We start from the raw sequence: 20,848 nt of genomic DNA on the forward strand, positions 1-20,848 counted from the left end.
CCTATTTGATTTCTGTCAGAGATGCCGGGTTGAAATTAAAACCCCAGCCTGCACCCGAGCGCGGAAAAGCGTAGCCGCCGTCAATGGTCATCGGGTTATCGATAATGCTGTCGATCCAGTCGAAAGATTCCGCACCGTAAGGGTTGGGGATAGTGCACAGCAGCGGCACGTCATAATCCTTGTAGTAATGCGGTAATACCGGCAGGTGATGGGCATGTGCCAGCATCGCCGACTCACGCCAGGGTTCAACGCCGCCGATGCGGATCAGATCCGGCTGCCATAAATCCAGCGCATTACGGGCGATCAAGGCCTTGAGCGGTTCCATGTCATATTCCCGCTCGCCCATTGCCAGTGCGATGCCGGTTTTCTGGCGCAACTGCTGATAGCCGTCAAAATCGGTATGCACCAAGGGTTCTTCGAACCAGTGGATGCCAATTTCTGCCGCCTGCGTCGATAACTTCAGCGCATCCGGCAGAGTCATCCCCTGATTGGCATCCATCATGATTTTCATCCCGGGGCCAACCACTTCCCGCACTTTGCGCAAACGCATGATGTCTTGCTCTACCTCCGGCGAACCCACTTTTATCTTCACGGCCTGCAAGCCACGCGCCTGGTATTCCAGCACTTCTTCCAGCAGTTCGGCCTCGCTGTATGACAACCAACCGCCACTGCCATACACCGGCACGCGATCGACGGTGTTGCCCAACATCTTCCAGATCGGCTGTTGCAGGGTCTTACCCCATGCGTCCCACATCGCGACATTGAGCGTTGCCGCCGCCCACTTCTGCAAACCGTTGTGGCCAAAGTATTCGTGCTCTGCCGCCACGTCCCGCAGGAATTTACCGGTCTGCCAACAGTGATAACCCACGGCAAACTGTTGGAGATCTTTCATTGCTCCGGCAATGGCCTCGGGCGAATAGTGGAAAGAAAGCAAATACCCTTCGCCAGTGATGCCACTGGCCAGCACCACTTCGGCAACCACAAAGGAAATTTCATTGATGTAATGAGTGGAATCCGCGATAGGGCGAGATAAAGGCGATACGGCTCGATAGAGATTGACCTGTTTTATTTTGTCCATTGGCATACTCCAAAGTCGGCACAGGAATTAAAAACCTATTAAAACAAACGACTAAGTGACTTCACTGTCTGTAACCCTCGACGCAAAGCAACGATACACCGATATATCGGTTGATGCAAAAACAAACAACCCTAAAGGAGATCTCGTTAACAAAAACTATTGGCAGACAGGGTGAGGGTTTGGCATGAACAATCGTATCTGGATCCAACCCACAGCGGGTTGCACTAGCAGTGCACGAAATTTTCTGCCGAATGGCGGAAACCGGCGCAGGAAAATCAATGGCCGGTGTTGATGGATAGTGCCTTAAACCGCACTCTGACGGATCTGCGCCGCCAGGGCGGCCAGACGATCGTCGTCGGCACGGGCAGCGTCGTGGGAAGACAGGTAACCTTCGTAGCGGTCGAAGAACTTCGTCGATTTCGACTCGATCGGCTGCCATTGTTCCAGTGCGGCGGTGCCGTGCATCGGGATCAGTTTGGCGTGCAGGTGATCGACGCCATAGCCTTCGAACACCATGCCGCAGCGGCCCACATCGTCAAACGCCCGGTCGAGCAACTGCGCCACCCGTTTGGTCGCCAGCATCAGTTCGCTCAGCACGTCGTCCGCTACGGCAAAAGCGTAACTCTCGTAGTGCGCCTTGGGGATCACCACGCTGAAACCCTCGGTATTCGGAAAGATGGAAAGGAACGCCATGTGGCCGTCGTCCTCCCAAATTTTATGGCACGGCACCCGGCCTGCCACCATTTCACAAAATATGCAGCTCATCACGCCTCCTGCTACCGAATGAAGCGACGAGCCACCCGGCCCGCCGCAAAAAACCTTTTAGCAACATAGCCGATATTTTGCCTTTTGACTGCTACGGCCGTGCATTTCCCGCCCAAATCGCAGGACGTCGCTGCTGCCAGGGTGCCGCCCACTCCAGTTGGCCGGCCAGTTGCAGCAGCAAATCTTCTCGGCCAAAACCGGCGACGAATTGCATGCCAATCGGCAGGTTATGCTGCGCATCATGCGCCAACGGCACCGACATCGCCGGCACGCCCGCCACGTTAAAGACCGGCGTAAACGGCGAGTGATCGAATAAATGCGCCGTCCACTCCAGGCCGCTCATCTCCGCCGCTCCTGTGCCGTAACGGCCAATCCGCCAGGGCAAGTCGGGCAGAGTTGGGGTCAGCAGCAGGTCATACTGCTGAAAATAAGCCGCGACGCCGCGAGTCACCCGATTACGCACCTCAAGCGCAGCGACCATATCCACCGCCCTGGCAGCCAAACCGTAGCGGTAACAGGCCAGCGTTTCCGGCTCCAGCGTTTCGGTTGAAATCGGCCGCCCGGCCGCCTGACTCAAACCATCTAGCCAACCGACCAGATTGGCACACCAGATTTGCGCATTGGCGAACACCAGCTCCTGCCAACTGACGCCGATCGCCATATCCACTTCGCTAACCTGATGGCCCAACTCACTCAGCAGCACGCCAGTGTCGGCCGTGGCCTGAGCGATTTGCGGATCGGTTTTGCCGCCGTTCCACGCCTGAGTCATCATGCCGATGCGCAGTCGGCCGGGTTCTGACGTGACCTGTGACAGCCAACTCTGTGCCGGAGGCGCGGTGTAATAGGGTTCGCCGGGATGTGGATGCTGCAGGGCATCCAGCAAGGCCGCACTGTCACGTACCGAACGGCTTAGCCCCAGTTGGACGCCAAAACCGTTGAACACTTCATCCATCGCCGGGCCATGCGATACCCGGCCACGCGTCGGTTTGAGACCGAACAAGCCATTCGACGAGGCAGGTACGCGGATCGAGCCGGCGGCGTCCGTAGCGTGAGCAATCGGCACGATCCCGGCAGCCACCGCCGCACCGGCTCCGCCGCTGGAACCGCCGGCGCTGAAATCCGGGTTCCAGGGATTGCGCGTCGCGCCGTAAAGCACCGCTTCGGTGGTGGTGCTGAACGCCATTTCCGGCGTGGTAGTGCGACCGAAAGTGACCAGCCCTGCTCGACGAATATTGCTCATCAGATAACTGTCTGTAGTGGCAATATTACCCTGCGCCAACCGGCTGCCCAGTTCCGAGAGCTTACCGGCCATGCTGATGGCGATATCCTTAATCAGGAAAGGCACGCCAGACAGTGGGCCATCCCCCTCCGATAGCGGCTGCGTCCAATGTTCCACCACTGCGTTAATCGCCGGGTTCACCGCCTCAACCGCGGCCTGCGCCGCCTGCTGCAATTCTTGCGCACTGACTTCGCTACGCTGTACCAGTTCGGCCAACCCCAGCGCATCGTAGCTAACGTACTCGCTCAATTTCATCGTTTCGTCCTTATCCGTAGCAGTTTCGTCGGCTTTTCCGCCGTCCGTTCCACGGTAGGGGGATTAACGCTATAGTTGAAATTGATAGATTTAATATGAGGAATAGTTATCAACAATTTAAAGCGGGTCGATCTCAATTTATTGGTCACGCTGGAAGCGCTGCTCACTGAGCGCAGCGTAACCCGGGCGGCCGCACGCCTTAACCTGAGCCAACCCTCGGTCAGCATTCAGCTCGCCAAACTGCGCGAGATTTACCATGATCCCCTGCTATTACCCGGCTCACGCGGCATGTTGCCCACGGCACGCGCACTCGGCCTGCTGACGCCGCTGCGCCAGACGCTGGCCGATCTCGGCCGCCTGGTGGCACCGGAACAGCCGTTTGATCCGCTACAGGCCAAAATGACCTGGCAACTGGCCGCCGCCGACGCGGCCGAATATGCCATCCTGCTGCCGATGCTGCCCAAACTGCGGCTGGCGGCACCCCATTCCCGTCTGGCGATCCGCGAAGCTTCACCCAAAAACATGAGTCGCGATCTGGCGGACGGCGTGATCGACCTGGGTTTTCTGGCCCGTGAAGAGGCGCCCGCCGAGCTACGTCATCGCCCGTTGTTTCACGAGAATTACCTGCTGGTAGGCCGTCGTGACCACCCGTTATTGCAGACACCGCCTACGCTCGAGCAGTTCTGCCAGTTGGAGTTTGTCATGGTTTCACAGGACGGTGGCGGTTTCCGTACCCTGACCGACACGTTGCTGGAAGCACAGGGATTAGCGCGGCGCGTTGTGATGTCGCTGCCGCACTTCCTGTTCATTCCCGCGCTGCTGGCAAAATCCGATATGGTCGCGATGCTGCCTTCACGCATGCTGGGGGAACTGCTCGGCAGTCTGCGCACCTGCCCGGTGCCGCTGGAACTACCCGGCTATGACATGGTGATGGTTTGGCATGAGCGATCGCACCTGGATCCGGCCCATAGCTGGCTGCGCGAGCAGGTGGTTGCCGCCCTGGAGTCATCAGCTGCGTAACTAGAGGACATCGACCAGGTCAAACTCTTCAAATACCAGCCACATTTGCGGCGAAAAAGTGCCTTCTCGGGTAAAAAACGCCTGATGTCCCTCACGCCAGAAGGCCAGGCTCTTATCCCCCTCGCCTTCCAGCGCGGCCATCTCGGCGGTGACATCACAGTAACGAGTCAGCTTCAGTGAAAGCGTTCTGATGACACAGGCGGGTTCACCCCAGCCATTAAGGATCACGTTATAATCCCCGACCATCGGTGATTTCTCTTGTTGATAGGCAACATAGGAACCACAGGTTGCGGTTTTGTCGCCGTCGAGCACCAACTGCAACAGCTCGTCCGCCAGCGCCGGGCTGTCGCCGAATTGCCAGCGCGATGCGCCGGGATACTTAGCCAGAATAGTCGATTCGGTCATTGTCCTGCTCCTTGATAGAGGGTCTGCGGTAACGCATTCCGGTTTTTCCCGCCCAGACAGTTTATACTGTGCAGAATATAAGCCTTTATTCTGTTCAGCACGCTCCGTCGGGAGCACAAGGAATTACCACAAGCCATGTTAAGTTACCGCCACAGTTTCCACGCCGGCAACCACGCCGACGTGCTCAAGCACACCGTTCAGAGCCTGATCATTGAATCGCTGAAAGAAAAAGACAAACCCTTCCTGTACCTGGATACCCATTCCGGCGCAGGGCGCTATCAGCTGAGCGGTGAGCACGCCGAACGCACCGGGGAATACCTGGAAGGCATAGGTCTGCTGTGGCAACGTGACGATCTGCCGGAAGAACTGGCGGCCTACATGGGTGTAGTGCACCACTTTAACCGTACCGAAAAGCTGCGCTACTACCCTGGCTCACCGCTGATTGCCCGCCAGCTGCTGCGCCCGCAGGATAAAATCCACCTGACCGAGCTGCACCCGAGCGACTTCCCACTGCTGCGCAGCGAATTTCAGAAGGACGAACGCGCCAAGGTGCAACGCGCCGATGGCTACCAACAGTTGAAATCCCAGTTGCCGCCACTGTCACGCCGTGGGCTGATCCTGATGGATCCGCCGTACGAGATGAAGACCGATTATCAGGACGTGATCAAAGGCCTGCAGGAAGGCTACAAGCGCTTTGCCACCGGCACTTACGCGCTGTGGTATCCGGTGGTGATGCGCCAGCAGATCAAACGTATGCTCAAAGAGCTGGAAGCCACCGGCATCCGAAATATTCTGCAGATCGAACTGGCGGTAAAACCCGACAGCGACCAACGCGGCATGACTGCCTCTGGCATGATCGTGATTAATCCGCCGTGGAAGCTGGAACAACAAATGAAAAACGTGCTGCCATGGCTGCACAAAATATTGGTGCCGTCGGGCCATGGTCACCATTTGGTGAACTGGGTGGTGCCGGAATAAGCTTCCGGGGCGCGGCCTGCCGCGCCTTTATACCCTATAGCTTTCAAGTTGCAGCTAGGCGGCCAACTCGCTCATCCCCAGGCGCTTACTTAAGTAAGTAACTGGGGTGAGCGAGTGCAGATAACAACGCTGCAACTTGAAAGATGACGGGTATACCCCACCTATCGCAACCATCGACGCAACCTTTGCGACAAACCTGCATCAGGCGTTAAACTCTTACGCTCTTCGATTCACACAATTCATGGAAATCCCAGATGACCAAACATTACGATTATCTAGCAATTGGCGGCGGCAGCGGCGGCATCGCATCGATCAACCGGGCAGCCATGTATGGCCAGAAATGCGCACTGATTGAAGCCAAAGAACTGGGCGGCACCTGCGTCAACGTGGGTTGTGTACCGAAAAAAGTTATGTGGCATGCGGCGCAAATCGCCGAGGCCATTCATATGTACGGCCCGGATTACGGTTTCGATACCACCGTCAATGCCTTTGACTGGAAAAAGCTGGTGGCTAACCGCACCGCCTATATCGACCGCATCCATAATTCCTACGACAACGTGCTGGGCAAAAACAAAGTCGACGTGATCAAAGGCTTTGCGCGCTTTATCGACGCTAACACGGTGGAAGTCAACGGTGAGAAAATCACCGCCGATCATATTCTGATCGCCACTGGCGGACGCCCAAGCCACCCAGACATTCCGGGCGCAGAATACGGCATCGACTCCGACGGTTTCTTCGAGTTGGACGCGATGCCAAAACGCGTTGCGGTCGTGGGCGCGGGCTATATCGCGGTGGAAATCGCCGGCGTGATGAACGCGCTGGGTGCCGAGACGCACCTGTTCGTGCGTAAACACGCACCGCTGCGCAGCTTCGATCCGATGATTGTCGAAACCCTGGTGGAAGTGATGAACACCGAAGGGCCAAGCCTGCACACCGAATCGGTGCCGAAGGCCATCGTTAAAAACGCCGACGGCAGCCTGACATTGCAGTTGGAAAACGGCAAAGAATTCACCGTCGACAGCCTGGTGTGGGCGATCGGCCGTGAACCGGCGACCGATAACCTGAACCTGGCCGTGACCGGGGTGAAAACCAACGAAAATGGCTATATCGACGTCGATAAATACCAGAACACCAACGTAAAAGGCATTTACGCGGTGGGCGACAACACCGGTGCCGTTGAACTGACCCCGGTTGCCGTGGCCGCAGGCCGCCGTCTGTCCGAGCGTTTGTTTAACAACAAACCAGAAGAACACCTGGATTACAGCAACATCGCCACCGTAGTGTTCAGCCACCCGCCGATCGGCACTATCGGCCTGACCGAACCGGAAGCAATCGAGAAATTCGGCGCGGACAGCGTGAAAGTGTATAAATCTTCATTTACCGCCATGTACAGCGCCGTAACGCAACACCGCCAGCCGTGCCGCATGAAGCTGGTGTGCGTGGGTAAGGAAGAGAAGATTGTTGGCCTGCACGGCATTGGCTTCGGCATGGACGAGATCCTGCAGGGCTTCGCCGTGGCGATTAAAATGGGCGCCACCAAAAAAGACTTCGACAACACCGTCGCGATCCACCCGACCGCTGCGGAAGAGTTCGTTACCATGCGTTAAGCGCAAAAATCAGCACAAACCGAGGCCAGGGCAATCCCTGGCCTTTTCTTTTCGTGCTCTTTGCCCTTTCCTTCAACACAAACTGTTATTTTCTGCCATTATTTTGCCTGATCAATGGGCGGAGCTCATGCAAGCATCCGCGACACGGGAGGACACCGATGCTGTTCAAGTTATTTAAAAACATCACGTTGGCATTTGTTGCGTTGATGGTCGTCCAATCCAGCGCACTGAGTTTTACTCTGGAAGTCTCGGGCAACATCCAAAACACCACCGACCCGGTAAAGAAAAACTACCTGTTTACCGATAAACAACTGTTGGCGATGCCGGTGAGCAGCATCACCACCTCAACCTCCTGGACGCCGCAAAGAAAGTTCGAAGGGGTTGCCGTGGCGGACATTTTGGCGCGTGTCGGGGCCAAGGGCAGCACGCTGACGTTTTATGCGCTGAACGATTATTACATCGACGTGCCGCTGTCCGACGTCGAGAAATACAATATGATTTTGGCTTACAAGATGGACGGCGAAATGCTGAAGATCAGAAACTTCGGCCCGCTGTTTTTGGTTTATCCCAGGGATGCCGCAGGGCCTGAGTTGAATTCCCCGCTCTACAACTCACGCTTTATCTGGCAAGTGGACAGGATTGTGATCAAATGAAGCTCACAGGGTTTAAAAGCAACAGCAGGCTGGCGATCCCGGCTATTTTTGCCGCACTGTTTTTGGTTGCCTCTACGGTGACGCTGTATTACTACAGCGCAACCCTGTCAAAGAAGGGGCTGTATGCTATCGCCGGCACCCAGGAGAATTACTCCTGGTCGATCGCCAAGTTCTCCATCAAGCTGGCCGAGTTTGATACGCTGGTCGAACAGCTGAAAAATGCGCCGCAGGTGGACGCCGAGGATCTGCGGCTTAAATTTGAAATCCTTTACTCTCGCTTTTACGTGCTGGAAACGGTGTCCGAATCCACCCAGCCACTGTACGCCGAACCGGGTTATCCCGAGGTGGTCACGCACATGCGCGAGAAAATGGATCAGATTGATCATTTGCTCAACAGCCCGAAGATTGATTTCTCGTTGATTTCGCAGGCCATGAGGCAAATCAAGCCCTATGCGATTGAGATGGCCAACCTGACCGATCACGCTGAAGTGAAGCAGCGCACCGCCGCCTACGAAGACTATATCGAAAAACGACACATCATTTTTTATGGTCTGGTGATCGTGATGTTCTCGGTGATCGCGCTGATCGCCATCACCCTGATTGTGCTGCGCCAGCAGCGCCTGACAATCCGGCAGCAGGCCAAAGCGATTGAGGCGGAGAAAGCCACTCGCACCAAAAACGCCTTCCTGGGGGCCATTGGTCACGAACTGCGCACCTCGCTGCAAAGTATTATGTCTGCCATTGATGTGCTGGTGAATACCAAGGTGTCGGCCGAACATGCGGACACCTTCCAACGTCTGGAAACTGCCGCGCAGCAAATTGAAAGCCAGATGAAAGATCTGACCGATTACGCGCACCTGGACAGCGGAATGATGGAGCTGCGCATCGCCCCCTTCGACGTTCAGCGGCTGGTCGAGGAAACGGCTAATGAAATCAATACGCTGAGTCAGAAAGATCAGGTGACGCTGTTGTGTGAAGTGGAGTGCGGTCATCTGCAGATACATTCCGACCCACTGCGCATCAGGCAAATTATCGTCAACCTGCTGACCAACGCGTTCAAATATACCGAAAGCGGCACCATCACGCTGTATAGCAGCCTGCGGCGCCAGCCTAACGGCAATGCATTGATTATTGAGGTCACGGATACCGGTATCGGTATCGAAAAGGAGATGCTCGACCAGATATTCCAGCCCTTCACCCAGCTCGATCAGTCGCATACCCGGCAGTATGGCGGCGTCGGCATGGGGTTGGCGATTGTACACGGACTGGTCACGCTGCTCGACGGCAGCATTACCGTCTACAGTGAGCCCAAAAAAGGCAGCACCTTCATCGTCAGTATTCCGGTTGAAGTCAGCAACGAAGAACGGCTCGACGAAATACCTCACCACCACCAGGGCCTGCTGCAAAAACAGCGGCATATTTTGGTGGTTGATGACAACAAATCGGTGAGTGACGCCTTCGCGGCGCTGCTGGACAAGCTCGGCTATCAACATGAACTGTGCAATTCGTCGGAACGGGCGCTGCAAAAGCTGCTCCGTCGCCCTTATGACGCATTACTGCTGGATCTGCAAATGCCCGGCATTGACGGTGCCGCGCTGGCTAAACAATTACGCAGCCAACGTGGCCCCAACCGTGGTATTCCGATCGTGGGCATTAGCGCTTACACCCCGGAACAACTGTCTGCCGAACAGCGGGCGCTGTTCGACAATTACCTGATGAAGCCGGTCAGGCTGGACGCGTTGTCTTCCGCACTGGCTTCACTGCTGGCCGCTAGAGATTAAAACAGCGCAACAGTGCGGCTTCAATCACATGGAGCCGTACTGGCTTTTCATAAGGGCCCAGTACGTCATAGTCGCGCATCGCCCTGGCGATTTCAGATTCGCGCTGATCGGTCCCTAACTGGCCGGTGAGAACCAGAACCGGCGCATCCGGGTTATCCGAGGCGCGGATGGCTGCAATACATTGGTCTGCCGTTTCCTGACCAATCAACCAGTCGACCACATAACCATCGAACAGGCTCTGCTGCAACGCCAGGTTAAAACTGCTGACATCATAAAATGCCACCGCATGAAAACCACGGCTGTTTAGGTATTTGGTCAGCTCATCGGCCGCCTGATGTGAATCATCAAGTACCGCAATGCTCAGGCGCTCATCTTCGACGGCGGCTGAGCGAAGCTCGATCAGCTCCACGCAAAAACGCTGCCCCAGCGGCGCATCATCCGCACGATAAAGACACCATTGCCCCGCCTGCTGCAACGCGACATATTCCGACGAACGTCCGCCAACCAGCTCATGGCCGATATAAGCCACACAACCCAGTTCCACACCACCCACGTAAAAGATGGCATCTCGCACCATAGTTTGCGCAGAGATGACATTTTCAGGGCCGGTGTCCACGATCGCGGCGGGCGTTTCCCCTAATGCCGCAGCGACGTTGTTAATTTGCTCCAGAGTCCAGGGACTTTGCCCCTTCAGCTTACGATGCGCATGCGAAAAACTCAGATCCAGAATGCGGCTGAGCTCTTTGGCATGCTGACGCTTACCAATCCCATAATGTACAAACAGTTCCCTGACCCGGTTTGCTATCGACTGTGAATCGAATTTCTGGTGATTGTTATCCATTTTTTCCTTCGATTTTTTTTGCTGTTTTTTCAGTCGTTTTCATACTTGCCGTGCAAAAAAGCGATCCAAAACTGGTATATGGTACAATGTATAACCTAAACATTGCTTGACATACCACATTATATAGTCAAACATGGTATCAGAAGAGACACACAGCAACACCACAATAAAAATATAACAATAGTAAGATCGCATCACCAATAATCATAATGACACCAGGGAAAGCTCGTTTCAGTTACGACGTGAGAGAATGTATGCAATAGATCCTCGTCGTAATTTGGGCCGTAGCGCTAATCTGTTTTACCGCGTTTTGAACCGGGATCCGCAAGGGTCCCGTTTTTTTTTGTCGTTTTTACCGCAAAGCGGCGTGATGCATCATACGTTTTCCCTCCGTCATCACCCCGTTAAAATCCAAAAAAATAGGGCCAGCAAGCTGGCCCCAGTGTTCGTTAACAAAATTAAGATAGGGGGATCAGAACTTCCAGGTGAAACCGGCGTTGACGCTGTTGTCCTGGTAGTTTTGCGACAGTAACCCGCCGTAGCCCAGCGACAGCGTGGCGTTCTTGTTCACCGCCACTTCCGCACTGGCTTTCAGCACCGCACCGTCACGCGAGGCCGACACGCTGTTCACCACGAACGGGGAATTACCCCCGTTGAAGCGCAGCCCGGTGCCGCGATCCAAATCGCCGTACTGATGCTGCCAACCCAGTTCGCTGCGCAGCGCCACGCTGGTGGTTTTGCTCGCCTGCCACTCGGTATCCGCACGCAGCCCCAGCGTCGAGACGGTCGCGTCGGTGTGTTGCTTGTCGCCCTGCAGCGCCGCCGCCCCGCCGTCCTCCGAGATACCGTTGTTCTGGAAGTTGATGTACGCCAGGTTGGCGAACGGCTCCAGATTCACCCAATCAGCCTTCACGCTGTAACCCGCCTCGGCAAACACCTGCTCGGTGCGCGCACTGTATTTCGCGGTTTCCCGATCTGACTGCATGCCGTAATTGACCGAGCGCGAGGTATCGAAGCGGTGCCAGGTGTAGCCCCCACCGGCACGCAGCGCCAGTTCACCGAACTGTTTGCCGCCGTATACCGCCAGGTGGTAGTTGTCGCTGTCGGCATTCGAGCCGTAGCCGCCATCCAGCGAGGTGCGGGTGTAGCCGGTTGCCACCCCTAACCGCCAGTCGTCCGCCAGCGCCGAGTCCAGCCCCACCAGCACGCCGTAGGTCGATGCCTGATAGCCCGTCGCATTGGCATCGCCCGACGCATGGTCCCAGGCCCCCAGCAGTTGCGCCCAGGCACCGCCGTCGTCGTCCACCTTGATGTCCGGCGAGGTTGCCAGCCCTTCCGCCTGCCGCAGACGGCCGTTCAGCGCATCACGCAGATAACGGCTGTCGTTAACCTGTGCCGAGGCAATATCCGCATGGATCTGCCCGGACAGTTGACGGAATGCCTGACGCGCTTCCCCTGTAGAGCCAGCATTGAGGATGCTCTCGTACACCGGGTTGCCCGCCGCCAGGGCATCCGCCGCTGCCGCTACCGCGCGCTCGTTCTGAGTTGCTGCCACGCTGGCAAAGGAGGTGTCATTACGGCCAACGTTCAGCGTGACCTGATTGGGTTGATAAGTCAGCCCGGTGCCCAGGAACAGGTAGTTTGGAGCCACCGAATCAAACTGCCCGCTGATACCCTGCTGAGCGGTCAGAATGTTGTACTGCTGGCCGAGCAGGCTGCGGACTTCGCTTTGCGACAGCAGATTGGTGCTGTTCTCCAGCGAAACAGCGACTTCACCGCCACCGATCGTTGCCGATCCGCTGCTTTGGATCCGATCGCTCTGGCCATTGGGTGCCACTTCCACCACATAACGGGAACCCGGGTCGAAGCTGACGTTACGCGTCACGTTCAGCGTGCCGATCGAGTTGCCCGGTGCCACGGTACCGCCGCTGCGGGCGGTCAGTGACCCGACCGTACCGGAACCACTCAGCACGCCGCTGTTTTGCACCGTGACGTCTGATGTGACCGAACCGTTAACCGCCAGCAGGCCGGTATTTACCCAGGTCGGGCCGGTATAGGTATTGGTGCCGGTCAGTACCAGCGCCCCCTGGCCTTCCTTGGTCAGGCCGCCATGGCCGTAGATGTCATTGGAATAGACCTCCACCGAACAGTGGTAGTCATCACAAATACGAGCCTGCAGCGTGCCTTGATCGATTTGCGCCCCGAAGCCGGGAATGTTGGCGACAAACTGTGACGAGCCGTAAGCCACGCCTGTCGGATCCGGAATGCGGAACTCTTCAGGAATGTCTTCGACGGTATAGAACATGCCCGGACCGTTAATCGCCTTGCCCAGATTGATCATCCCCCAGCCGTACAGCGCATCGATCCCCGGTGCGCCCATATCGGTGGCGGTGGTCTTCAACACGTCGGCAATTTGCGCCGACGTCATGTACGGGAAACGCTGCAGTAACACGGCAACCGCGCCGGTCACGTGCGGCGTCGCCATTGAGGTCCCATTTTTATTGCCATAATCCGAGACCAATTGATTCGGATCGGAACCGTTGGCCACGGTGCTGTAGATTTTACTGCCCGGTGACGAGACGCAGAAACTGGCGGTATAGCCGCAGCGTGAAGAGAAGCTGCTGATGGTATAAGGCACGCTGTTGGTGGAGGCATCATCCTGTGCGACGCTGGCAACCGACAGCCAGTTAGGAGCAATATCCGGCACAAAATAGGCCAGACCGCTGATCACGTCAGGTTGGTTGTAGTTGCCGTCGTTACCGGCGGCGAACAAGACCAAAATGTTTTTACGTGCCGCATCGATCGCGCCCTGATACCCCGCTCCCGCCAAGCTGCCCAGCAGCGGTTTCACCTGATCAAACTGTTCCTGTGCGTCTTTCAGTTCGAAATGCAGCGCGTCTGGTTTTTTGCCATTATCCGATAAGAAATCGGGAATACTGACGCCCCAACTGTTATTGATAACCCGCACGCCATTGTTGATCATCGCCTGCCAACCGGCGTTGGTTACGCTACCATCCAGCCCGAGGAATTCGCCATAGGCCGGGCCATCATTGTCGTTATCAACGCTGATGACCTGTGAATCAAAGGCCACGCCATGCATGCCGGTACCGTCGCGATTGGCCCCGCTGATGCCGGCCACATGTACGCCGTGGTTAACCAGCGTCACTCCATCGCCATTATAGAAATGGAAGGTGCCGTCGAAGTAAAAACGATCGCCGGCCTTAATCCCCTTCCGATGCGGATCGGTATAGGCGCGGTTCCCCTGGGTCACCACGTTCACCAGTTTGCCGTCACCGGCGAATTCAGGGTGTTTGTTCACCGGGGTATCAAAGATGCCCACCTTTTGCCCTTTACCGGTATAACCCGCGGCATAGGCCTCGTCAGCGTGAATCGCCCCCAACCCCCAGTTGGCGTTGAATTCATTACTACGCCAGCTTGCCGGATCGCCTGACTTACCGCCTTCCGTATAGGGCGCAGCCTGTACGCCACCGGCCGCCAACAGCGCGCACAGCAAGGCGTTCAGTTTCCATGTCGGCGTCAATGCCGGTTTATTCTTTCCTGTAGCTTGCTTCATTCCCTTATCCTTTTTGTTTTAGTCAAACCGCCCCCCGACGAGGCGGTTTGTCCCTCTGTTTTTTAAGATCAGAATTTCCAGGTGAAGCCAGCGTTGACGCTGTTGTCCTGGTAGTTTTGCGACAGCAACCCGCCGTAGCCCAGCGACAGCGTGGCGTTCTTGTTCACCGCCACTTCCGCACTGGCTTTCAGCACCGCACCGTCACGCGAGGCCGACACGCTGTTCACCACGAACGGGGAATTACCCCCGTTGAAGCGCAGCCCGGTACCGCGATCCAGGTCGCCGTACTGATGCTGCCAGCCCAGTTCGCTGCGCAGCGCCACCGACGTGGTTTTGCTCGCCTGCCACTCGGTATCCGCACGCAGCCCCAGCGTCGATACCGTGGCGTCGGTGTGCTGTTTGTCGCCGTGCAGCGCCGCCGCGCCGCCGTCCTCCGAGATACCGTTGTTCTGGAAGTTGATGTACGCCAGGTTGGCGAACGGCTCCAGATTCACCCAATCAGCCTTCACGCTGTAACCCGCTTCGGCAAACACCTGCTCGGTGCGCGCACTGTATTTCGCGGTTTCCCGATCTGACTGCATGCCGTAATTGACCGAACGCGAGGTATCGAAGCGGTGCCAGGTGTAGCCCCCACCGGCACGCAGCGCCAGTTCACCGAACTGTTTGCCGCCGTACACTGCCAGGTGGTAGTTGTCGCTGTCGGCATTCGAGCCGTAGCCGCCGTCCAGCGAGGTGCGGGTGTAACCGGTCGCCACCCCCAGCCGCCAGTCGTCCGCCAGCGCCGAGTCCAGCCCCACCAGCACGCCGTAGGTCGATGCCTGATAGCCCGTCGCATTGGCATCGCCCGACGCATGGTCCCAGGCCCCCAGTAACTGCGCCCAGGCACCGCCGTCGTCGTCCGCCTTGATGTCCGGCGAGGTTGCCAGCCCTTCCGCCTGTCGCAGACGGCCGTTCAACGCGTCACGCAGATAACGGCTGTCGTTAACCTGTGCCGAGGCGATATCCGCGTGGATCTGCCCGGACAACTGACGGAACGCCTGACGCGCTTCCCCTGTAGAGCCAGCATTGAGGATGCTCTCGTACACCGGGTTGCCCGCCGCCAGGGCATCCGCCGCTGCCGCTACCGCACGCTCGTTCTGAGTGGCGGCCACGCTGGCAAAGGAGGTGTCGTTACGGCCAACGTTCAGCGTGACCTGATTGGGTTGGTAAGTCAGCCCGGTACCCAGGAACAGGTAGTTTGGAGCCACCGAATCAAACTGCCCGCTGATACCCTGCTGAGCGGCCAGAATGTTGTACTGCTGGCCCAGCAGGCTGCGGACTTCACTTTGCGACAGCAGATTGGCGTTTTGTTCCTGCAACACCACGACTTCACCGCCGCCGATCGTCGCCGATCCGCTGCTTTGGATCCGATCGCTCTGGCCATTGGGCGCCACTTCCACCGCATAGCGGGAACCCGGCTCGAAGCTGACGTTACGCGTCACGTTCAGCGTACCGATCGAGTTGCCCGGTGCCACGGTACCGCCGCTGCGAGCCCTCAGTGAACCGACCGTGCCGGAACCGCCCAGCACGCCGGCGTTTTGCACCGTGACGTCGGAAGTCACCGAGCCGTTGATTGCCAGCAGGCCCTGATTGATCAGCGTCGACCCCGCGTAGCTGTTGTTGCCGGTCAGCACCAGGGTGCCGATACCCTGTTTGGTCAGGCCGCCGTGACCGGAAATGTTGTTGCTCCAGACATCCAACCCGCAATGCGTATCGTCACACACGCGTTCGGTCGGTTTGCCCTTGTCCAGCACCGCACCGACGCCCGGCAGATTCACCACGAACTGCTCCGGGCCGTAAGCGCCGCTAACCCGAAACTCTTCAGGAATATCCTGCTCGGTAACAAACATGCCCGGACCGTTAATCGCCTTGCCCAGATTGATCATCCCCCAGCCGTACAGCGCATCGATACCCGGTGCGCCCATATCGGTGGTGGTGGTCTTCAGCACCGAGGCAACCTGTGCGCCGGTCATGTACGGGAAGCGCTCCATCAGCACCGCAATGCTGCCGGCCACGTGTGGCGCCGCCATTGAGGTCCCGCTGTATTTGGCATAACCGGTGGTCAGGTTATCTACGCTGTTGCCTTCGATGATTGAGCTGTACACCTTGCTGCCCGGCGCGGCAACGCAGAAGCTGGCGGTATAGCCACAGCGGGAGGAGAAGGTGCTGATGCTGTAGTCGCCGGTGTTATTCGGATCCTGCAGACTGGCGACCGACAGCCAGTTAGGGGCTATCTCCGGCACGAAATAGGCCAGCCCGGCCATGGCGTCCGGGTTATTGAGGTTGTAATCGTTACCGGCGGCAAAAATGGTGACGATGCCGCTGCGTGCCGCATCGATCGCGCCCTGATAAGCGCCACCGGCTTTTGTGCCGAGGATCTGTTTGATTTGATCGAATTGCTTTTGCGCGTCGGCGAGCGTGAAGTGGGGATAGGCCGGATCCTTGCCGCCCTGATCAAACTTCTCAGTGATGCCAATACCCCAGCTGTTGTTGATAATGCGCGCGCCACTGGCGATCAACGCATCCCAGCCGGCCTGGTACACCGCGCCATCGTTACCGAGAATGATGCCGTCTTCCGGCCCGGGGTCGCCGTTTTCCGCGCTGATGATTTGTGCGTTGAACGCCACGCCGTGCATCTCACCACCATCGCGGTTGCCGGCAGCAATGCCGCCCACATGGGTGCCGTGTGAACCCAGGGTGCCGTCGGAATCCACGCTCGGCGTGCCGTCATAGCGGAATACGTCGCCTTTTTTCACCGGAATGTAAGGGTCGGTGTATTCGCGAATGCCGGTAGTGACCAGATTGATCACTTTGCCCTGGCTGGCAAACTCCGGATGTTTGGCATATACCGGTTGATCGAAAATGCCGAGTTTTACGCCTTTCCCGCTATAACCGGCGGCGTAGGCCTGATCGGCGTGGATCGCTCCCAGGCCCCATTCGGCGTTGAATTCATTACTGCGCCAACTCGCAGGATCGCCCGGCTTACCGCTCTCTACATAAGGTGCAGCCTGCGCTCCACCGATCGCCGCCAGACAAAAAAGCACAGCACTCCACTGTGCGCGATTAACACCAATTTCAGGCCAGCCGAAGGCCGCCTGAACAGGCTTGACTCCTCTACGTCTATTTTCCATCCCAGATACCGTCCATTGTTGTTTGCAAATGTCTTATTGATTTTTTGTGTAACAGTTTCGTAACACCAAATAAATAAAGCACAACAATCTCAAGCGCGCCTAATGGGTCAAGGCACTGGATGACCTAAACGGCAAATCTAAGGATCGAGAAAACAGGGGGAAAGGCATAAGGATCTTCGATGGCTATCACCAGCGAGAAGCGTGAATTTAGGGTGCTGAGGATAAAATATAATTCAATGAAAAATAGGGATAATAGAAACAAAAAAGGCCGCAGGGACATCTCCATGCGGCCGGTAAAAAAATGCTTAAGACGCTCTTTTTATCAGTTTTAATTATAACTATTGCCAATACTCACTCAGTGAAATGTGCTGGTTTTCGCCGAGAATGACCGTAAAAATTGGACTATCATGCTAGCGGTTTTCTGCTGTTCATCGCATCTTCTTCAGCCTGGCGAATAATGGCTTTCGCCATCCATTGCGTCACATCCTGGATGCCACCGAGATCCAGTCCCCAAATATCTTTCAGTACCAGGAAAACTTCCGAACCATAGATCAGCGAGAAAGAATGAATCACCCGCTGTAACGCCTCGGGCGGTAGTTTATCCTGCAACGGCTCTACTGCCAGATTCAGCAGCCGTTTGCGGTTGCCGCGGACGAACTTTTCAACAGGTTTAATGGTGCTCGATTGTGCCTCGGCCCATTGCTGGAGGGACAATAGCAATGCCGCGCGCAAAGCGCCCTCATGTTGCTCCATTTGCGGATAAGCAAAACTCAGTAATTGTTGGATCCGCGCCCCAGCATCATTGTCTATCGGCCGCCATTCAAGAATAGGTCCCAAACTCTCTGCAACCACCGCCGTGATCAATGCGCTCTGAGTAGGAAAATAACGATAGGCCGTCGCGCGGGAAACCTGCGCGTGCTGGGCCAATTCAGTAATGGAGGGAAAGGCCCCACCATCGAACAATACCATCGCGCTGGCGAGCAACAGCTTGCGGGTTCTGGCTCGTGTATGAGTCAAATTTTCGGGTAGATTTAATGGCACGATGACCCCTTTCTCACCAATCTAACGCAGGCCAGAACAAGAGCTCAGGCAAATATAGCCCACTGTAACAAACTTGCCTGACTCTGTGCTATCCAGGAGAAGACGCAATTCTATCCTTTCACTTAGCTAATGAGACATTAATCTCATTTTTCCATCAAACCCACTTGCATAAATGATACTACAGTCTCATTATGATGATGAATTCACCGACTACGCTCAGCAACCTTAGTCAGCACCAGGGATTCAATTTAGATAACTAATTAAATTATAATAAAATTATCAAACAGCGTGGCGGCCATCCGAACCTACAATTCAGGAACAGGCTAATGAACAATAATCAGGCAATCATCTATATTGCGACAACGGCGGATACTAAAGGACGAGAACTGGCTTATGTTCGCAGCCTGATCGCCGATACCGGATTACCCACGCTAACCGTCGATTTATCTACTCATCATATCCCGGCCAGCTACCCTGCCGATGTTTCCGCCACCACCGTCGCCAGTTATCATCCTGAAGGCGAGAATGCCGTATTTTGTGACGACCGTGGTAAAGCCATTGCCGCCATGGCCATTGCTTTCGAGCGATTCATGCTCTCACGCCAGGATGTTGCAGCCCTGCTTGGCCTTGGCGGTTCCGGCGGCACCGCATTGATTACACCTGCCATGCAACAATTACCCATTGGCCTGCCAAAGCTGATGGTGTCGACCATGGCTTCCGGTGACACTTCCGGCTATGTCGGTGCCAGCGATATTGGCATGTTGTACTCGGTTACCGACGTCGCCGGGCTGAATCGTATTTCCCGCCTCGTGCTGGGCAATGCCGCACATCAAATTGCCGGTGCCGTTCGCTTTGCCACACCGATTGATACAGACAGTAAACCTGCCGTTGGGCTTACCATGTTCGGTGTCACGACTCCCTGCATTCAGGCAGTAACTGCGGCAATTGAAAATGAGTGGGATTGCCTGGTATTTCATGCAACAGGCAGCGGTGGCCAGGCAATGGAAAAACTGGTCGACAGCCATCTGCTGAACGGGGTATTCGATTTAACCACCACCGAAGTCTGTGACCATCTGTTTGGCGGGGTGCTGGCCTGTACTGAAGATCGCTTCGACGCGATAGCCCGTACCGGCATTCCCTGCGTCATGTCCTGCGGTGCGCTGGATATGATCAACTTTGGTCATCCCGGAACCATCCCTGCTCGCTACGCCGAACGCCAGTTTTACAACCATAATGCCCAAGTGACGCTGATGCGGACTACACCAGAAGAAAATACCCAAATGGGCCGCTGGATCGGTAAAAAGTTGAACGCATGCGCAGGGGAGATTCGCTTCCTGATCCCTGAAGGAGGTGTTTCAGCACTTGATTCACCCGGGCAGGCATTTTGGGATCCTGAGGCGTTGACCGCTTTCGTCAATGCACTGGAAGCGACTTGGCAACCCAAAGAAAAACAGCGCCTAATCAAGATCCCTTACAACATCAACGATCCCCGCTTTGCCGACGCCGCCGTGCAACAGTTCCGGGAGATCTCTCATTCTTATTGATTGGAGTTACACATGGCCAAACACACTCGACAGGCATTACTGACCAAATTCAGGGGAATGATTGCTCGCCGCGAACCGATCATCGGTGGCGGTGCCGGCACCGGGCTCTCGGCCAAGTGTGAAGAGGCCGGCGGTATCGATCTGATCGTCATTTACAACTCGGGTCGCTACCGCATGGCGGGCCGAGGTTCCCTGGCTGGCCTGCTGGCGTATGGCAACGCCAATGAAATCGTGATGGACATGGCCAAAGAAGTCCTGCCGGTGGTCAAGCAGACCCCGGTTCTGGCTGGGGTCAACGGCACTGATCCTTTTTGCCACTTTGATAAGTTTCTCGATGAGATTAAAAACACGGGTTTCGCCGGCGTACAAAACTTCCCAACGGTCGGCCTGATTGACGGCAATTTCCGCGCCAACCTGGAAGAAACCGGGATGGGCTATGCGTTAGAGGTGGATATGATTCGGCTGGCGCATGAGAAAGACCTGTTGACCACCCCCTACGTTTTTAATGCGCAAGATGCGATCGCGATGACCGAAGCAGGGGCAGATATCATCGTCCCACACATGGGGCTGACAACCGGCGGCAGTATTGGCGCAGAAACCTCGCTGACACTGGCTGATTGCGTCCCTCTGATTAACGAATGGGCCCAGGCCGCCAAACAGGTCCGCGAAGACGTAATCGTCCTGTGTCACGGCGGCCCCATAGCCACGCCTGAAGATGCTGCGTATATCATGCAGCACTGTCCGTTAGTCGATGGTTTCTACGGCGCCAGCTCGATGGAGCGCTTACCTACGGAACTGGCGTTAACTGAAACCACGCGCCAATTTAAAAAAATTAACAGAGATTGACAGGAAAATAG

15 protein-coding genes are annotated in these 20,848 nt (G+C 56.3%); 7 read left to right on the plus strand and 8 right to left on the minus strand.

The genetic code is table 11. The features are described 5' to 3' along the window. Position 1: 1 nt before the first annotated feature. From ACNT1W_RS01040 to ACNT1W_RS01050, 3 genes are all read right to left on the minus strand, one after another. Positions 2 to 1,078, minus strand: coding sequence for a mandelate racemase/muconate lactonizing enzyme family protein (locus ACNT1W_RS01040; RefSeq protein WP_012147382.1), 1,077 nt, complete (start codon positions 1,076 to 1,078; stop codon positions 2 to 4). A gap of 303 nt (positions 1,079 to 1,381) precedes the next feature. Beyond that, on the minus strand, positions 1,382 to 1,843 hold the full coding sequence (locus ACNT1W_RS01045; RefSeq protein ID WP_261099919.1) for an HIT family protein: 462 nt from the start codon (positions 1,841 to 1,843) through the stop codon (positions 1,382 to 1,384). Between the two features lie 91 nt (positions 1,844 to 1,934). Continuing rightward, complete coding sequence (locus ACNT1W_RS01050; RefSeq protein ID WP_419246301.1) at positions 1,935 to 3,377, minus strand: amidase; 1,443 nt, start codon at positions 3,375 to 3,377, stop codon at positions 1,935 to 1,937. Positions 3,378 to 3,485: 108 nt separating this feature from the next. Here ACNT1W_RS01050 and ACNT1W_RS01055 point away from each other — a divergent pair, with 108 nt between their 5' ends. Beyond that, positions 3,486 to 4,397 carry a LysR family transcriptional regulator gene (locus tag ACNT1W_RS01055; RefSeq protein WP_261139723.1) on the plus strand — a complete coding sequence of 304 codons (912 nt, stop codon included), beginning with the start codon at positions 3,486 to 3,488 and terminating at the stop codon, positions 4,395 to 4,397. Here ACNT1W_RS01055 and ACNT1W_RS01060 read toward each other — a convergent pair whose 3' ends face one another. Beyond that, complete coding sequence (locus ACNT1W_RS01060) at positions 4,398 to 4,802, minus strand: ASCH domain-containing protein (protein WP_419246302.1); 405 nt, start codon at positions 4,800 to 4,802, stop codon at positions 4,398 to 4,400. It abuts the gene before it with no gap. Positions 4,803 to 4,937: 135 nt separating this feature from the next. Here ACNT1W_RS01060 and ACNT1W_RS01065 point away from each other — a divergent pair, with 135 nt between their 5' ends. From ACNT1W_RS01065 to ACNT1W_RS01080, 4 genes are all read left to right on the plus strand, one after another. Further along, entirely contained in the window at positions 4,938 to 5,780 is an 843-nt protein-coding gene (locus ACNT1W_RS01065) for a 23S rRNA (adenine(2030)-N(6))-methyltransferase RlmJ (RefSeq protein ID WP_012147387.1), read from the plus strand. Between the two features lie 254 nt (positions 5,781 to 6,034). Next, entirely contained in the window at positions 6,035 to 7,387 is a 1,353-nt protein-coding gene (gene gorA / locus ACNT1W_RS01070; RefSeq protein ID WP_112363549.1) for a glutathione-disulfide reductase, read from the plus strand. Positions 7,388 to 7,545: 158 nt separating this feature from the next. Continuing rightward, positions 7,546 to 8,040: a molybdopterin-dependent oxidoreductase gene (locus ACNT1W_RS01075; RefSeq protein ID WP_112363550.1), complete on the plus strand. Its 495-nt coding sequence runs from the start codon at positions 7,546 to 7,548 to the stop codon at positions 8,038 to 8,040. Continuing rightward, complete coding sequence (locus ACNT1W_RS01080; RefSeq protein WP_129939700.1) at positions 8,037 to 9,821, plus strand: hybrid sensor histidine kinase/response regulator; 1,785 nt, start codon at positions 8,037 to 8,039, stop codon at positions 9,819 to 9,821. Before ACNT1W_RS01075 ends, ACNT1W_RS01080 begins: the two co-directional genes overlap by 4 nt. Here the strand turns inward: ACNT1W_RS01080 and ACNT1W_RS01085 are convergent. The 4 genes from ACNT1W_RS01085 to ACNT1W_RS01100 form a co-directional block, all read right to left on the minus strand. Further along, the gene (locus tag ACNT1W_RS01085; protein WP_012147410.1) at positions 9,811 to 10,662 is read right to left on the minus strand and encodes a helix-turn-helix domain-containing protein; all 852 of its coding nucleotides are present in this window, start codon (positions 10,660 to 10,662) and stop codon (positions 9,811 to 9,813) included. The genes ACNT1W_RS01080 and ACNT1W_RS01085 overlap by 11 nt on opposite strands. 472 nt (positions 10,663 to 11,134) lie before the next feature. Beyond that, complete coding sequence (locus ACNT1W_RS01090; RefSeq protein ID WP_419246303.1) at positions 11,135 to 14,236, minus strand: autotransporter outer membrane beta-barrel domain-containing protein; 3,102 nt, start codon at positions 14,234 to 14,236, stop codon at positions 11,135 to 11,137. A 68-nt stretch (positions 14,237 to 14,304) separates the two neighbouring features. Continuing rightward, entirely contained in the window at positions 14,305 to 17,406 is a 3,102-nt protein-coding gene (locus ACNT1W_RS01095) for an autotransporter outer membrane beta-barrel domain-containing protein (RefSeq protein ID WP_419246304.1), read from the minus strand. Between the two features lie 405 nt (positions 17,407 to 17,811). Beyond that, on the minus strand, positions 17,812 to 18,447 hold the full coding sequence (locus ACNT1W_RS01100; protein WP_261133087.1) for a TetR/AcrR family transcriptional regulator: 636 nt from the start codon (positions 18,445 to 18,447) through the stop codon (positions 17,812 to 17,814). A 326-nt stretch (positions 18,448 to 18,773) separates the two neighbouring features. Between ACNT1W_RS01100 and ACNT1W_RS01105 the strand changes: the two genes are divergently transcribed. Both ACNT1W_RS01105 and ACNT1W_RS01110 read left to right on the plus strand, forming a co-directional pair. Next, the gene (locus ACNT1W_RS01105; protein WP_419246305.1) at positions 18,774 to 19,991 is read left to right on the plus strand and encodes a Tm-1-like ATP-binding domain-containing protein; all 1,218 of its coding nucleotides are present in this window, start codon (positions 18,774 to 18,776) and stop codon (positions 19,989 to 19,991) included. 12 nt (positions 19,992 to 20,003) lie between these two features. Next, entirely contained in the window at positions 20,004 to 20,837 is an 834-nt protein-coding gene (locus tag ACNT1W_RS01110; RefSeq protein WP_261133083.1) for a phosphoenolpyruvate hydrolase family protein, read from the plus strand. The last annotated feature ends 11 nt before the right edge of the window (positions 20,838 to 20,848 follow it).

Source organism: Serratia sp. NFX21 (assembly GCF_048517035.1).
Taxonomy (GTDB): Bacteria; Pseudomonadota; Gammaproteobacteria; order Enterobacterales; family Enterobacteriaceae; genus Serratia; species Serratia quinivorans.

What these genes read in the sequence shown, in the direction of transcription:
- ACNT1W_RS01040 (WP_012147382.1), bottom strand. Translation starts at nt 1,078, where the DNA reads ATGGACAAAATAAAACAGGTCAATCTCTATCGAGCCGTATCGCCTTTA.
- ACNT1W_RS01045 (WP_261099919.1), bottom strand. Translation starts at nt 1,843, where the DNA reads ATGAGCTGCATATTTTGTGAAATGGTGGCAGGCCGGGTGCCGTGCCAT.
- ACNT1W_RS01050 (WP_419246301.1), bottom strand. Translation starts at nt 3,377, where the DNA reads ATGAAATTGAGCGAGTACGTTAGCTACGATGCGCTGGGGTTGGCCGAA.
- ACNT1W_RS01060 (WP_419246302.1), bottom strand. Translation starts at nt 4,802, where the DNA reads ATGACCGAATCGACTATTCTGGCTAAGTATCCCGGCGCATCGCGCTGG.
- ACNT1W_RS01065 (WP_012147387.1), top strand. Translation starts at nt 4,938, where the DNA reads ATGTTAAGTTACCGCCACAGTTTCCACGCCGGCAACCACGCCGACGTG.
- gorA (WP_112363549.1), top strand. Translation starts at nt 6,035, where the DNA reads ATGACCAAACATTACGATTATCTAGCAATTGGCGGCGGCAGCGGCGGC.
- ACNT1W_RS01075 (WP_112363550.1), top strand. Translation starts at nt 7,546, where the DNA reads ATGCTGTTCAAGTTATTTAAAAACATCACGTTGGCATTTGTTGCGTTG.
- ACNT1W_RS01080 (WP_129939700.1), top strand. Translation starts at nt 8,037, where the DNA reads ATGAAGCTCACAGGGTTTAAAAGCAACAGCAGGCTGGCGATCCCGGCT.
- ACNT1W_RS01085 (WP_012147410.1), bottom strand. Translation starts at nt 10,662, where the DNA reads ATGGATAACAATCACCAGAAATTCGATTCACAGTCGATAGCAAACCGG.
- ACNT1W_RS01090 (WP_419246303.1), bottom strand. Translation starts at nt 14,236, where the DNA reads ATGAAGCAAGCTACAGGAAAGAATAAACCGGCATTGACGCCGACATGG.
- ACNT1W_RS01095 (WP_419246304.1), bottom strand. Translation starts at nt 17,406, where the DNA reads ATGGAAAATAGACGTAGAGGAGTCAAGCCTGTTCAGGCGGCCTTCGGC.
- ACNT1W_RS01105 (WP_419246305.1), top strand. Translation starts at nt 18,774, where the DNA reads ATGAACAATAATCAGGCAATCATCTATATTGCGACAACGGCGGATACT.
- ACNT1W_RS01110 (WP_261133083.1), top strand. Translation starts at nt 20,004, where the DNA reads ATGGCCAAACACACTCGACAGGCATTACTGACCAAATTCAGGGGAATG.